15 protein-coding genes are annotated in these 14,103 nt (G+C 67.9%); 7 read left to right on the forward strand and 8 right to left on the reverse strand.

Features of this window, described 5'->3' with window-relative positions:
• Nucleotides 1-26 precede the first annotated feature (26 nt).
• Nucleotides 27-1,523: a potassium/proton antiporter gene (locus tag G6N09_RS10340; protein ID WP_083022589.1), complete on the reverse strand. Its 1,497-nt coding sequence runs from the start codon at nt 1,521-1,523 to the stop codon at nt 27-29.
• Nucleotides 1,524-1,679: 156 nt separating this feature from the next.
• Between G6N09_RS10340 and G6N09_RS10345 the strand changes: the two genes are divergently transcribed.
• Complete coding sequence (locus tag G6N09_RS10345) at nt 1,680-2,360, forward strand: potassium channel family protein (protein ID WP_083022590.1); 681 nt, start codon at nt 1,680-1,682, stop codon at nt 2,358-2,360.
• A 25-nt stretch (nt 2,361-2,385) separates the two neighbouring features.
• Nucleotides 2,386-3,300 carry an SAM-dependent methyltransferase gene (locus tag G6N09_RS10350; RefSeq protein WP_083022591.1) on the forward strand — a complete coding sequence of 305 codons (915 nt, stop codon included), beginning with the start codon at nt 2,386-2,388 and terminating at the stop codon, nt 3,298-3,300.
• 10 nt (nt 3,301-3,310) lie between these two features.
• On the opposite strand, the gene G6N09_RS10355 is transcribed toward G6N09_RS10350, so the two are convergent.
• Nucleotides 3,311-3,703, reverse strand: coding sequence for a heme-binding protein (locus G6N09_RS10355; protein ID WP_083022592.1), 393 nt, complete (start codon nt 3,701-3,703; stop codon nt 3,311-3,313).
• Nucleotides 3,704-3,920: 217 nt separating this feature from the next.
• Nucleotides 3,921-4,676: an MBL fold metallo-hydrolase gene (locus G6N09_RS10360; RefSeq protein ID WP_083022593.1), complete on the reverse strand. Its 756-nt coding sequence runs from the start codon at nt 4,674-4,676 to the stop codon at nt 3,921-3,923.
• 43 nt (nt 4,677-4,719) lie between these two features.
• Here G6N09_RS10360 and fgd point away from each other — a divergent pair, with 43 nt between their 5' ends.
• On the forward strand, nt 4,720-5,730 hold the full coding sequence (gene fgd / locus G6N09_RS10365) for a glucose-6-phosphate dehydrogenase (coenzyme-F420) (RefSeq protein WP_083022594.1): 1,011 nt from the start codon (nt 4,720-4,722) through the stop codon (nt 5,728-5,730).
• Nucleotides 5,731-5,747: 17 nt separating this feature from the next.
• On the opposite strand, the gene G6N09_RS10370 is transcribed toward fgd, so the two are convergent.
• Genes G6N09_RS10370 through glnX form a run of 4 tightly spaced genes read right to left on the reverse strand, consistent with a single transcriptional unit; the run spans nt 5,748 to nt 10,747 of the window.
• Nucleotides 5,748-6,191, reverse strand: coding sequence for a cupin domain-containing protein (locus G6N09_RS10370; protein WP_083022595.1), 444 nt, complete (start codon nt 6,189-6,191; stop codon nt 5,748-5,750).
• Between the two features lie 4 nt (nt 6,192-6,195).
• Nucleotides 6,196-8,445: a serine/threonine-protein kinase PknG gene (locus G6N09_RS10375; protein ID WP_083022795.1), complete on the reverse strand. Its 2,250-nt coding sequence runs from the start codon at nt 8,443-8,445 to the stop codon at nt 6,196-6,198.
• Nucleotides 8,445-9,431 carry a glutamate ABC transporter substrate-binding protein gene (locus G6N09_RS10380; protein ID WP_109558780.1) on the reverse strand — a complete coding sequence of 329 codons (987 nt, stop codon included), beginning with the start codon at nt 9,429-9,431 and terminating at the stop codon, nt 8,445-8,447. The genes G6N09_RS10375 and G6N09_RS10380 overlap by 1 nt, the downstream gene beginning before the upstream one ends.
• On the reverse strand, nt 9,428-10,747 hold the full coding sequence (glnX, locus tag G6N09_RS10385) for a protein kinase G-activating protein GlnX (protein WP_083022596.1): 1,320 nt from the start codon (nt 10,745-10,747) through the stop codon (nt 9,428-9,430). The genes G6N09_RS10380 and glnX overlap by 4 nt, the downstream gene beginning before the upstream one ends.
• 165 nt (nt 10,748-10,912) lie before the next feature.
• Between glnX and G6N09_RS10390 the strand changes: the two genes are divergently transcribed.
• On the forward strand, nt 10,913-11,386 hold the full coding sequence (locus tag G6N09_RS10390) for an NUDIX hydrolase (protein WP_083022597.1): 474 nt from the start codon (nt 10,913-10,915) through the stop codon (nt 11,384-11,386).
• An 11-nt stretch (nt 11,387-11,397) separates the two neighbouring features.
• Here the strand turns inward: G6N09_RS10390 and thiE are convergent, their stop codons facing one another.
• Complete coding sequence (thiE, locus tag G6N09_RS10395) at nt 11,398-12,075, reverse strand: thiamine phosphate synthase (RefSeq protein WP_083022598.1); 678 nt, start codon at nt 12,073-12,075, stop codon at nt 11,398-11,400.
• A 61-nt stretch (nt 12,076-12,136) separates the two neighbouring features.
• Here thiE and thiO point away from each other — a divergent pair, with 61 nt between their 5' ends.
• The 3 genes from thiO to thiG are packed head-to-tail and all read left to right on the forward strand — an operon-like array spanning nt 12,137 to nt 14,101.
• A complete protein-coding gene (gene thiO / locus G6N09_RS10400) occupies nt 12,137-13,153 on the forward strand; it encodes a glycine oxidase ThiO (protein WP_083022599.1) in 1,017 nt (338 codons plus the stop codon).
• Nucleotides 13,150-13,347 (forward strand): sulfur carrier protein ThiS, encoded by a 198-nt coding sequence (gene thiS / locus G6N09_RS10405; protein WP_083022600.1) that lies wholly within the window; start codon nt 13,150-13,152, stop codon nt 13,345-13,347. Before thiO ends, thiS begins: the two co-directional genes overlap by 4 nt.
• A 49-nt stretch (nt 13,348-13,396) precedes the next feature.
• Nucleotides 13,397-14,101, forward strand: coding sequence for a thiazole synthase (gene thiG, locus G6N09_RS10410; RefSeq protein WP_234806900.1), 705 nt, complete (start codon nt 13,397-13,399; stop codon nt 14,099-14,101).
• Nucleotides 14,102-14,103 lie beyond the last annotated feature (2 nt).

Genomic DNA, 14,103 nt, shown 5'->3' on the forward strand with positions numbered 1-14,103 from the left:
TTGGCGCGCGCACGGTCGACGCCGGGTTATTCCTTGATGCCGTATTCGTCGAACCAGTGGGCCAACTTGCCGCGCCGGCTGACCGCCCGCAGCCGGCGTTCAGCCGACAGTCGAGTCTCGCTTGTGGTGACGATGAGCAGTTCGTCGCCCACGGTGATGCGCGTGTCGGGCTGCGGGACGAAGGTGTCGCCCTTGCGGATGATCAAGGTGATGACGCTCGGGTCGGGCAGCCGCAGCTCCAGTACCGAGACATTGTGCAGTTTTGACCCCGGCTGCACCGTCATGGTCAGCAGCTCGGCCTCCAAGACGTCGAGCGGTGCCGCCTCCACCTGGATCTCGCGGGTGGTGTCCCGCGGGATGAGCCCCAGCCAGTGCGCGAACAGGCCCAGGCTGGGCCCCTGCACCACGGTGTAGACCACCACCAGGATGAACACGATGTTGAGCAGGCGATAGCTGTCCGGTACACCGTCGACGATCGGGAACGTCGCGAGCACGATGGGGACCGCGCCGCGCAAGCCGGCCCAGGACAGGAAGATCTGTTCACGCCACGGCACCTTGAACCAGATCAACGACGCCACCACCGACAAGGGCCGGCTCAGCAGCAGCAGCACCGCGCCGATGATCAGCGCGGGCACCAACTCCCCCGACAACTGGCTGGGGCTCACCAAGAGCCCGAGCAACACGAACAGCCCGATCTGGGCCAACCAGCCCAGCCCCTCGGCGAACGAGCGGATGGCCGCGCGGTGCGGCAGGCCGGAGTTCGCCAGCACGACGCCGGACAGATAGGCGGCGATGAAACCGCTGGAGTGCGCCGACGCGGCCGCGGCGAACGCCACCATGCCCAGACCGAAGGTCGCCAGCGGATACAGGCCGGATGCCGGCAGCGCGGCACGACGCAGCATCATCGCCCCGAGCAGTCCGGCGATCAATCCGATCGCCGATCCAGCCACCAGCTCGTAGACCACCGCGCCGATGGCGTGGGCCGGGTCGATCACCAGCGGTGTCGTGCTCAACATCAGCACCACGATTGCCGCCGGTGCATCGTTGAAGCCGGATTCGGCTTCCAGCAGGCCGGCCACCCGCCGTGGCAGCGGCAGCACCCGCAGGATCGAGAACACCGCTGCGGCGTCGGTGGGTGATACGACGGCGCCGAGCAGGAAGGCCAGCTGCCAACTGATACCCAACAGCAGGTGCGCGGCCACCGCGATCACCGCCATGCTGACCCCGACACCGACGGTGGCCAGTACGGCCGCCGGCGCCAGCACCGGGCGGATGTTGGCGAAGCGCGTCGTCAGACCACCTTCGACCAGGATCACCGCCAACGCGGTGGTGCCCAAATCGCTGGCCAACTGGACATCAGAGAAGTCCAGGCCCAGGCCGTCATTGCCGATCACCACCCCGACCAGGAGGAACAGCAGCAGGCTGGGCAGCCCGACCCGATCGGCCGCACGGGTGGCGATGATGCTGGCCAGCAGTACCAAGCCGCCGATGAGCAGAGCCAGGTAGAGCTGTTCCAGGCTCATCTGACCCCCGTTCGGGCTGTTGGTAGCGGTGGTACCCGCGCATGTGATTCGCTCAGAGTCGGCGGGTTCGTGTTATCTGTCAGTAAATCAGTAGTGCTGTCACGACCGTGTTACGCCCGCAACGGCCGGGCCAGCCCGGGGACTAGGGGAGCAATCATGCGCATCGGGATCGCTGGCGCCGGCGCGGTGGGGCGATCGGTCGCACGAGAACTGATCGGCGACGGCCACCGAGTGCTGCTGATCGAACGCAACCCGGCGCATTACCAACCCCGCACCGTCCCGGACGCCGAGTGGCTGCTCGCCGACTCCTGCGAGTTGAGCGCGTTGCGCGAATGCGGCATCGAGATCTGTGACGTCGTGATCGCCGCAACCGGCGACGACAAGGCCAACCTGGCCACCGCGCTGCTGGCCAAGGCGGAGTTCGGGGTGGCCCGGGTGGTCGCCCGGGTCAACAACGCCCGCAATGAGCCACTGTTCACCGAGGAGTGGGGTATCGACGTGGCGGTCTCCACCCCGCGGGCGATGGTCGCCGCGGTGGAAGGGGCCATCGACGTCGGGCACCTGGTGCCGTTGATGGGCCTGCGGCGCGGGCACGCCAGCCTGACGAAACTGACCCTGCCCGATGACAATCCGCTGATCGGCCGTCAGGTCTGCGACATCGTGTTGCCCGAGGGAGCCGCGCTCGTCGCTGTGCAGCGCGGTGAACAGGTGATCCTGCCCCGCACCACCGACACGCTGCAGGCCGGTGACGAGATGCTGTTCGTGGCGGCCAGCGGTATGGACGACGAGGTGCGGGCGGTGGTGCACGGCGCACCCAGCGTCAGAAGGTCTTCCTGACACCGTTTTGGCGCGGTGGGCAACCATGAATGCTGCGTACAGCCAACGCGATGACGCCGGGAGCCTGGCCAGTGGCGCAGGAGTCATGGCCACAGTGCTGGCAGCGGCCCGGGCAGCTGCGGCGTCACGCGGGCTGATCAACGACCCCTTCGCGGCACCCCTGGTCCACAAGGTGGGCTTGGAGTTCTGCAAGCGGGTTGCCGACGGCGACCTGGACATCAGTCGGCTCGGAAAAGATGGCGGGTTTCCGCGCTTCGCGGAGTTCTCCGCGGCGCGCACCCGGTACTTCGACACGTTTCTCACCGATGCGGCGCGCGACGGCATCCGGCAGGCGGTCATTCTGGGCTCAGGCCTGGACACCCGCGCCTATCGGCTGTGGTGGCCCCCCGAGACCACCGTCTACGAGGTCGATCACCCGCATGTCGTGGACTTCAAGACCACCACCATGCGGTCCTGGGGCAGCGCGCCCAGCGTGAACCGGCGCGCAGTCGGCGTCGACATGCGCGACGACTGGACCGCTGCCCTGCGGCGGGTGGGCTTCGTCGCGGCCGCACCCACCGTGTGGATCATCGAGGGTTTGCTGGTCTGGTACGTCCCCTGCGATGCCCAGAACCGCCTGCTCGACGGGGTCACTGCCCTCAGCGCGCCGGGCAGCCGCATGGCCGCCGACCATGCGGTGCCCCCCAGCAAACCGCAGGCCGTGCACCACGAATCCCTCGTCGAGCGGTGGCGCCAACGCGGCTTGAGCCTCACCGGTTCCGGTCCGTTCTATTCCGGAGAACACACCGATGTCGTCCGGTATCTGACTGAAAGCGGTTGGACCGCAGCTCAGTCCGGAATCGCCGAACTGTTCGCGGCAGCGCGACTGCCCCGGCTGTCCGAGCGCGAGCTCGACGGTGCGCCGGCGGCCATCCGTTACGTCGCGGCCACCCGGATCTGATCGCCCGGCGTCAGCCCGCCATGAATTCGGCGTAGGCCGAAGCCAGCTCCGGTGGAAGACCCGTGGTGTTGCATTGCCGCTGCGTCTCGCCGATGGGTGCCAGGATTCCGCGCAGCTCGTAGTACTCCTGCGGGTGGGCGGTGAAGTAGCTGCGCACGTCGGTGGACGCTTGCGGCCTGGGCGCGTTGAAGGCCTGATTGACCACGGCATTGGCACCCGGATGCGCGTCCAGATACTGCCGCGCCGAACCTGTCACGGCGTTCACGGTGCCCGATACCGCGGCCGGGCTGCAGTCCGGTGCCGCCGACGCCGACGGGGCGACGACCAGGGCGGCGGTCGCCCCCAGAAGTCCCGCGCCGAAGCCGACTCGGTGAATCACGTTGCGGGCATGTGCTTTCGACATGGAATTTCCTTCCGGGATAGGGAATGCTCTTCCGATTTGCAACCCAACGTACGCCCGACCCAGATGGCCGTCGGGTAGCTCAATCAGGCACAGGGGCCGCGGTGGTGACCGCATCTGAACTGGCCGCGCGAATAAGCGGCGAATGCTCCACAAGTGCGGAGTCAATCCCTAAGGCGGGTCCTTAAAAGCCGTGTTCGGCCCTTAGGCGATCGTGACCTTAATGTTTGCCTGCACGTTCGATCGCCGCCTCAGCGGCCTCCCTGATCGGCCCGTGCCAGACCTCGCCGTGGCCGGGAGCCAGGATCTCGGTCTCCAGGAGCGCCAGCGCGCTGAGGCTCCGGACACTGTCCTGCTGGCTGTAGCTGAACAGCTCCGGCAGCAGCTGCGGTCCGGAGTGTGTCAGGACGGGATGACCGGTGATCAGTGCGTCACCACTGGCCAGAACGCCGTCCACCAGATACGAGCAGTGGCCGCGAGTGTGGCCGGGAGTGGGGATGGCGAGCGGCTGGCCGGGCAGTCCCGCGGCGATCTCCCCGGTAAGCGCTTGCGTCGAGGGGATGCCCTCACGGTTCAGGCCGCCGCTGCGCACCACGTGCGCGGTCCACAGTGCCCAGCTGGGGCGCCACAGCCGCGGGGCCAGCGCCAGCGGCGAGACCTGCTCCAGGTACTCGCGCTTGGCGTGGCCGACCTCGTCGGCGTGGCAGTACACCGGGGTGCCGTGCGCCTTGGCCAGCCAGATCGCCGCACCGAAATGGTCGACGTGGGCGTGGGTGAGCAGCACCGCCCGCACATCGGCCGGGTGGTAGCCCAGCGCCCCCAGCGACGCCAGTACATCGGTGCGGTCACCGGGATAGCCGGCGTCGATCAGCATCACGCCGGTGTCGTCGGTGACCAGTAGCCAGTTGACGGCCTCGCCGCGGGCCAAGTAAACGCGCTCAGTCACTGGAACGAGCTCCACGAGCTTCTCACCCATGCCCGTGAGTTTAGAAAGGTGACGGGAGAGTAGAAAAGGTGGAATGGCGGAACTAAAACTCGGGTACAAGGCATCGGCGGAGCAGTTCGGACCACGGGAGCTGGTGGAGCTCGGCGTCGCGGCCGAAGCGCACGGCATGGACAGCGCCACAGTCAGTGACCACTTCCAGCCCTGGCGCCACGAAGGTGGGCACGCCCCATTCTCGCTGGCCTGGATGACCGCGGTCGGTGAACGTACGAGCAAGATCGCACTTGGTACCTCCGTGCTGACCCCGACGTTCCGGTACAACCCCGCCGTGATCGCGCAGGCCTTCGCGACCATGAGCTGCCTGTACCCGCAGCGCATCTTCCTGGGCGTCGGCACCGGCGAGGCGTTGAACGAGATCGCCACGGGCTTCACCGGCGAGTGGCCCGAGTTCAAGGAGCGGTTCGGGAGGCTGCGTGAGTCGGTGCGGCTGATGCGCGAACTGTGGCGCGGTGACCGGGTCGACTTTGACGGTGACTACTACAAGCTCAAGGGCGCCTCGATCTACGACGTCCCGGAGTCGGGAGTGCCGGTCTACATCGCCGCCGGCGGGCCGGCGGTGGCCAAGTATGCGGGGCGCGTGGGGGACGGCTTCATCTGTACGTCCGGTAAGGGCGAGGAGCTCTACACCGAAAAGCTGATGCCGGCGGTGCTAGAGGGTGCAGCCATCGCGGAGCGAGACGCCGACTCGATCGACAAGATGATCGAGATCAAGATCTCCTACGATCCCGATCCCGAACTGGCGTTGAACAACACCCGATTCTGGGCGCCGCTGTCCTTGAGCGCCGAGCAGAAGCACTCCATCGACGACCCGATCGAGATGGAGAAGGCCGCTGACGCGCTGCCCATCGAGCAGATCGCCAAGCGCTGGATCGTCGCCTCTGATCCGGACGAGGCCGTCGAAAAGGTCGGCGAGTACGTCAACTGGGGTCTCAACCACCTGGTGTTCCACGCTCCGGGCCATGACCAGCGCCGTTTCCTGGAGCTGTTCAAGGCCGACCTGGAGCCGCGGTTGCGCCGGCTGGGCTGAGTGATCTCAGGGGCGGGTCAGGAGTAACCGCAACCGGGGTCGGGCGCGTCCTGCATCAGCGGGGCAGCGATCGGCAGGAGGTACACGGCCTGCATCACCACCGGTGTCGGCCCCAGGTTTCGGCCGATGTGGACGTGCGCGGGCCCACCGGGCTCGGTGATCTGATCCCCGGGCCCGTAGACGCCGTCGAGGCTGCAGTCCGCGCGATTGTGCGTCAGGGTGCCGGCACGCACGACTCCGAACACGGTGCCGTCGTGCCAATGCCAGCCGGTGCTGCCGCCCGGCTCGATGGTGATCTCGCGCAGGAGATAGTCGCGGCCTTCGATCGTGGTCTGCGACAGGGTCACCCCGCTGATCCCGTCGCTCGGCGTGGCGACGGCGAGCGGCGCTGCGGTCGGCGTCAGGACCGCCAGGCACACCGATATCGCCGCAGCGCGACGAAGCCAGCTGGTTATGGTCATCGGACTAGAACGTGCTCATGGGGCGCACGGCGTTGGCCATGTCGACCAAGCGGTAGCGGTGCTCCTGGGTGGGTGCCAGCCGCGCCAGGGCCCGCAGCGCCATCTCCACCCCGAGCCGCAGTCCGTGCTCGGTGAACGGGAATCCGAGGATGTGGTTCGTGCTGGCCTTGTGTTCGGTCAGCCAGTCCATCGCCGCGCCCAGCACCAGTGCCCGGATCTGCAACACCCGTGGTTCGGTCTCCGGCAACGCCTCGACCCGGCGTGCGGCATCGCGGATCTGGGCCTCGGTGATCTCGTTGGAAGAACGTCCAGACAGCAGGGTCACTGCGCTGGTCAGCCGGGCAGTGGTGAAATGCCTTGAGGTGGCAGGCACTTCGTCCAGGGTGCGAACCGCCGCGGTCCGGTCTCCCTCTACCGAGAGTGCGCGGGCCAGGCCGAAGGCCGCCGAGATCACGCTGTCGTCGGTGCGCCACACCGACTCGTAGAAGCCACGTTCGTCGTCCGTGCCGGCCAGCTCCGCGGTGGCGGCCAGTGCCATCTTGGGTGCCAGCTCGCCCGGGAACATGTCGAGTACTTCGGTGAAGTCCTTGCGGGCGGCGTCGTAGTCGCCGTTGAGCAGCTCGGCGACCCCGCGGAACCAGACCAGGCGCCAGCGCCACCCCACCTGCTCGGCCAGTTCGTCGAGCTTGCTGGTGGCCTTGGTGACATTGCCGAGATCGAGCAGTGCGCGCACTTCCATTAACGGCAGCCCGATGGACTCCGACAGGTCGATCCCCTCGGACTCCAGCGCACTGTGCCGCACGGCGCGTAGCGAATCCAGCGTCTGCACCGGTTCGCTGAGCTCCATCGACGACAGCAACGGTGCCGCGACATCACCCGGATCGATCAGCGGAACCTGCAGGGCGGTGACGATCTCGCGTGCGGTGAGGTTCTGGGAATGCACGTGCCCGTCGAGGTAGACGTCGGTATGCGCGACCAGCAAATGCTCACCGAAGGTGGATCGCGAACGGGTGAACACCGTGGACAGGCCGGGCCGCGGCGTGCCGGTGTCACGCGCAACCACTTCTCGCAGCACACCCATCAGCTGCGCGGACATCTCTTCGGCCGAGGTGAACCGACGGCGCGGGTCGGGGTCGATCGCCCTGCGCAGCAGCCTGCGGTAGGAGTCGTACTTCTTCAAGACCGGGTCGTCGTCGGGCAGTCCCTCGACGTAGCGACCGTCGCGGGTGCGCAGTTTGAGGGTGAGCGCGGCTAGGGTCCGGCCCACGGTGTAGATATCGGTGGCCACCGTGGGTCCGGTGCGAACGATGTCGGGGGCCTGAAAGCCCGGGGTGCCGTAGAGGTAGCCGAAGGAGTTGATTCGTGCCACCGCGCCCAGGTCGATCAGCTTCAGCTGTTCCTCGGTCAGCACGATGTTTTCCGGCTTGAGGTCGTTGTAGACCAGGCCCAACGAATGTAAATACCCCAGTGCCGGAAGGATTTCCAGCATGTAGGCGATGGCCTGCGACACCGGCAGCCGGGTGCCACGGTTCTGCTTGAGGGACTGGCCGCCGACGTACTCCATCACGATGTAGCCGACCGGGTCGCCGTGCGAGTCCGGATGCTGGACGAAGTTGAAGATCTTGACGATCGACGGGTGCGTCACCTCGGCGAGGAACTGACGCTCGGCCATCGCGATGGCCTGGGCCTCGGCGTCACCGGAATGCACCAGTCCCTTGAGCACCACCGGGCGCTCGTTGACGTTGTGGTCGACGGCCAGGTACACCCAGCCGAGGCCGCCGTGGGCCACGCAGCCCTTGATCTCGTACTGCCCGGCCACCATGTCGCCGGGTTTCAGTTGCGGCAGGAAGGAATACGGGCTTCCGCAGTGCGGGCACCAACCTTCCGAGTCGCCCTTGGCGTCCCCGGTGGATCGACCCACCGGTCGCCCACAGTTCCAGCAGAAGCGCTTGGACTCGGCGACCTCAGGGTTGTCCATGAGCGCGGCGAGGGGGTCGATCTCGGGAACGCGGGGGATCTCCACCAGGCCGCCGCCCAAGCGCCGCCGCGGAGCGACGGTGCGCACCACCGTTGTCTCGTGGGATTCGGTCGTTCCCGGGGAGTTCGAGCCCTCCCGGGGGCGGAAGATCGCTTGGGTCGACATCGGCCGCCGAACCGAAGACGATTCGGCCAGTACGTCTGCGCGCTGGGTGGCCGGCCCCTCGTCCTCCACCTCGGTCGCGAGCTGGTCCACTGCGTCGTCCTGGCCGGCCATCAGTCCGAATACCTCGGAGTGGGCGGCAGCGGCGCCGGGCCCAGCACGGTCAACCACTTGCGGTACAGGGTGTTCCAGGTGCCATCGCGGCGGATGCGCTCCAGGGTGCCGTTGACGAAACGCACCAGCCCGGTGTTGTTCAGGTTGATCCCGATGCCGTAGGGCTCCTCGTCCATACTCGGCCCGACGATGTGCAGATACGGGTCCTGGGACATGAGACCGGCCAGGATCGAGTCGTCGGTGCTGACCGCATCCACCTGGCGCTGTTGCAGCGCCACCAGGCAGTCGGCCCAGTTCACCACCGAGACGATGATCGGCGCCGGGGAGATGTTGCGAATGCGCCGCAGCGACGTGGTGCCCTGTGCCACACAGACCCGTTTGCCGGATAGGTCCGCGGCCCGGCGGATCGCGGAGTCTCGGGGCACCAACAGGCGCTGATTGGCCACCAGGTACACCGTCGAGAAGTTCACCAGCTCACGCCTGCCGCAGGTGATGCTCATGGTCTTGACGACGATGTCGACTTCGGATTTCTCCAGGGCCGCAATACGTTCGGCCGATGCCAGGATTCGGTATTCGACTTGCGAGGGGGTGCCGAAGATATCGCGGGCCACTTCGCCGGCGATATCGACGTCGAAGCCGGTGATCTCACCGGTGATCGGATCGCGGAAGCTGAACAGGTTGCTACCGATATCCAGGCCGACGATCAACCGGCCGCGGTGGCGGATCTTGGCGACAGCCGCGTCGGCCTCGGCCTTGGTGTGGAAAGGACGCAGGCTGGCGGTGGCGTCGCAGTCGTCGGTACTCGGTTCGGGCGGTCGTGGTGCCTCGGGGGCAAGCTCCTGCATGCCGGCGGGGGTGGGCGGCGGCAGTGTCGGCATGGCTGTCGCTGTCACGAACTCGTTGCGGCCGCATCCGGTCAGCCCGGACAGCACCAGTGCCGCACTCAGCGCGCACACCAGCATCCGGGGCCAACGGTGGATCATCATCTGTACTCGTTCAGTCGGGGCCACAACCCGAGCGCGACCGCGATCGCGGCACTCATGCTGAGCACCGCGCCCCCTACCGGGGCCACCGACAGTACCCGGCGGGCATTGAGCACGTCGCTACGCAGCTGATTGCGGCTGTGCTGCAGTGCTTTGTCCAGGGCCGCGTCCAGCTGATCGAATGCGGGAGTCGAGTCGTCGCCGCTTCCGCCCAAGGCCACCTGGGTGGCAGCGCGGTAGTTGCCTACGCTGATATAGGCATTCATCCGGTCATTGGCTTGCCGCCACCGGCTGAGCAGCTGCCCGGCGTTGGCCAGGTCCGCCTTGTCCACCGCATCGCCGCGCTCCAGATAGCCGTCCAGCTGCTCCTGCATGGTGTCGATGCGCTGGTAGAAAGTCTGCTTGCGGGTCTCCTCGTCACCTCGCCGGATCAACGACAGCGTCTCGTCGGCGCGCGCCTGCTGTGCGGTGATCGCCAGGTTGGTGATCGCTTTGAGCGACTCGGCGCCGGTGTCTTTGGCGTTGCGACTGCCCGCGGTGGAGATCACCAGCACCGTGCCGACCCAGATGATCATCAGCAGAATCGCCAGACCACCGGCCACCAGTCCGAAGTTGATCCTGCGGCGTGTGTTGCGGGTCAGCCAGCGGTGGGCGAACGCTCCGAACAGCACGGTGGTCGCCACCACCAGGATCACCGGAGCCGGCACCCGTGTCGACGCCGTGGTCTGGATGTCCACCGTCGCCGATGTGGCCTGATAGAGGCGCTGGGCGTCGGGGAGGATGGTGTGCTGCATCAGCTCGGAGGCTTCCGAGAGGTAGGACGAACCGACTGGATCGCCGGAGCGATTGTTGGTCCGGGCCGTCTCGATCAGGCCGGTGTAGACGGCCAGCTCCGCGTTGATCCGCCCCAATAACTGCAGTAGCGGTTCGTCGTCCAGACCGCCAGAAGCCCGGGTCACTGCGACCGCGGCGTCGGTGATGGCCTGCTCGTAGCGCTGGCGCACCGCGCGCGGCTCACCTTGGGCGATGAATGCAGTAGCTGCCGCGGCGTCGGCCACCGACAGCCGGGTGTAGAGCTGCCCGGCGGCGTAGGCCAGCGGTTCGGTGTGGTTGAGCACCGTCGTCAGCGTGTTCTGCCGGTTGTTGATCGTGGTGGCGGTGGCGAACGCGCTGATACCGCCCAGCGCAGCGAGGATGAGGCCGATGGCCAGGATTCGGCCCGGTGTGGTGGTGAAGAACCACCAGCGGGATCGGGCCGGTTCGGTCGGCGACCGTGAACCCGCCGGCTCGGTTGACGGATGCGCCAACTCAACGGTCACGTCTCTTCAGACTCCATCTCTGCGGCTGCTCGCGGCACCAACGATACTAAAGGGATTCTAAGAGCCTGGGTGGCGTCTGCGGGCCCACTCGGCGCGGTTGTTTCCGAAAACGACGCCTGAAGTCGCCAGAACCGAGACCTTGCCAGTCCCGATACGCTTCCAAGCGTGCGTGGTGACGGCGATGGGTGGGCGTTCTCCGATACCGGCGCCCGATTCTGGGGCCGGCACGGCGCGGCGGGCCTGCTGCTGCGAGCACCGCGCCCCGACGGGTCGCCCACCGTCCTGCTGCAGCATCGCGCCTGGTGGAGCCACCAGGGTGGCACCTGGGCGTTGCCCGGTGGTGCCCGTGACAGCCACGAGTCCGCCGAAGAGGCCGCCATCCGCGAGGCGCAAGAGGAGGCCGGCCTGCCCGCTGACCGGATCGTCGTGCGTGCCGCCGTCGTGACCGCGTCCGCAAGCGGTACCAGCTGGACCTACACCACGGTGGTGGCCGACGCCGACGAACTGCTCCCGGTGGTGCCCAACGGCGAGAGCACCGAACTGCGGTGGGTGGATGAATACGACGTCGCCGGGCTGCCGTTGCACCCGGGTTTCGCCGCCAGCTGGGACTTATTGCGCGGGCTGGAACTGCCCGGCTGAGGCCGGCGCCGCTACGCCCCGATCAGCCCGGCGCGCAGCGCCGCGGCCGCTGCCCGCGGATCCTCGGCGGCAGTGATCGCGCGTACCACCACCACCCGGCGTGCGCCGGCCCCCACCACCTGCGGCAATCGCTCGATGTCGATGCCGCCGATGGCGAACCACACCTTGGGGTCGGGTTGGTCGGCGGCGAACCGCACCAGCTCCAGGCCCGGTGCGGTCCGACCCGGCTTGGTCGGGGTGGGCCAGCACGGCCCGGTGCAGAAGTAGTCGACCGGCTCGGCCAGGGCAGCGCTGACCTGATCGCGATCGTGGGTCGAGCGGCCGATCAGCACGTCGGGCCCGATGACATCACGTGCCGCCGGCAGCGGCAGGTCGTCCTGCCCCAGGTGCAGCACGTCGGCGCCGGCGGCGCGGGCGATGTCGGCGCGGTCGTTGACCGCCAGCAGTGCCCCGTGCCGTCGCGCGGCGTCGGCCAGGATCTCCAGTGCCGCCAATTCACCGCGGGCCTCCAGCGGACCGAACCGCTGCTCGCCCGGCGAACCCTTGTCGCGCAGCTGGATGATGTCGACGCCTCCGGCCAGCGCAGCCTCGGCGAACTCGGACAGGTCACCGCGTTCGCGGCGGGCATCGGTGCACAGGTAGAGCCGGGCATCAGCGAGTCGGGCGAGACGGTCAGAGCGTTTGTGCACACCGCGACGCTAGCGGCTAGCTTGGTGTGTTGACACGCGAGCAGGTGGAAGGGAGCAGCGCATGCCCGGACCCTCGCTCGGTTCGCTGGCCGTGATCGGCGGCGGCGTGATCGGGCTGTCGGTGGCTCGGCAGGCCGCTCGGGCCGGGTGGACGGTGCGAGTCCACCGCACCACCCAGTACGGCGCCTCCTGGGTGGCCGGAGGAATGCTGGCCCCGCACAGTGAGGGATGGCCCGGCGAAGAGCGGCAGTTGCGACTGGGACTGCGTTCGCTGGAGTTGTGGCACGACTTCCTCGTTCGCCTGCCGGCCCAGGTTGTCACCGCGCGCGAATCGCTGGTGGTGGCCGCTGACCGGGCTGACGTCGCCGATCTGCGTACCGTCGCCGACTGGCTGTCCGCGCAGGGCCACCCGGTGATCTGGGAGTCCGCCGCTCGCGACATCGAACCCCTGCTGGCCGGCAATGTGCGGCACGGATTCCGGGCTCCCACCGAGCTGGCGGTCGACAACCGCGCGGTGGTCACCGCCCTGGTGGACTCCTGCGAGGAACTCGGCGTGACGTGGGCCCCGCCGGTGCGTGATCTCGCCGAGGTGGCCGCCGCCGACGCCGTGGTGATCGCCAACGGCATCGACGCCCCCGCACTCTGGCCCGGCCTGCCGATCCGGCCGGTCAAGGGGGAGGTGCTGCGGCTGCGCTGGCGCAAGGGCTGCCTGCCCCCACCGCAGCGGGTGATCCGAGCCCGCGTCCATGGCCGCGCGGTCTACCTGGTGCCGCGTCCCGACGGCGTGGTGGTGGGGGCGACCCAGTACGAGCACGGCCGCGACACCGCGCCGGCGGTCTCGGGGGTGCGCGACCTGCTCGACGACGCCTGCACGCTGGTTCCGGCACTGGGGGAGTATGAGCTGGCCGAATGTGCCGCGGGGCTGCGGCCGATGACGCCCGACAACCTGCCGCTGGTGCACCGTCTCGACGAACGTACCTTTGTCGCTGCCGGCCACGGTCGCAATGGGTTCCTACTGGCGCCGTGGACCGCCGAACGGGTTGTTTCCGAACTACTTCCGGTTGGAGTCCAGCAATGATCATCAATGTCAACCAGAAGCAGGTGGACGTGGCGGAAGCGACTACGGTCGCGACGCTGCTGGCATCGCTGGGTTATCCCGATCGCGGTATCGCAGTGGCGGTGGATCAAGCGCTACTGCCGAAATCGCTGTGGGAAACCCCGCTGTCCGAGGGAGCCTGTCTCGATGTCGTGACGGCGGTGCAAGGTGGTTGAGGACGCGAAGCTGACCATAGCGGGGCGGGAGTTCAGTTCCCGGCTCATCATGGGAACCGGTGGGGCGCAAAGCCTGACCGCGCTGGAAGAGGCGCTGGTGGCATCCGGTACCGAGCTCACCACAGTGGCCATGCGCCGGGTCGACGCCGAAGGTGGCACCGGCATGCTGGATCTGCTGAGCCGGTTGGGAATCACCCCGCTGCCCAACACGGCTGGTTGCCGCAGTGCCGCCGAAGCGGTACTGACCGCCCAGCTCGCGCGCGAGGCGCTCGGTACCGAATGGGTCAAGCTGGAGGTGATCGGCGACGAACGCACCCTGCTGCCCGATGGAATCGAATTAGTGCGTGCCGCTGAACGATTGGTCGATGACGGCTTTGTGGTGCTGCCCTACACCAACGACGACCCGGTGCTGGCCCGGCAGCTTGAGGACGTCGGATGCGCGGCCGTGATGCCGCTGGGTTCGCCGATCGGCACCGGCCTGGGCATCGCCAACCCGCACAGTATCGAGATGATCGTCGCCGCCGCCGGGGTTCCGGTGGTGCTCGACGCCGGGATCGGTACGGCCAGCGACGCCGCGTTGGCGATGGAATTGGGTTGCGACGCAGTGCTGCTGGCCACCGCGGTTACCCGCGCTGCCGACCCGCCGGCGATGGCGGCAGCTATGGCGGCCGCTGTCACTGCGGGGTATCTTGCGCGCCGCGCCGGGCGTATCCCCAAGCGGTTCTGGGCGCAAGCATCCAGCCCCGCCTTGTGATT

This window comes from Mycolicibacter minnesotensis (assembly GCF_010731755.1).
Classification (GTDB): Bacteria; Actinomycetota; Actinomycetes; order Mycobacteriales; family Mycobacteriaceae; genus Mycobacterium; species Mycobacterium minnesotense.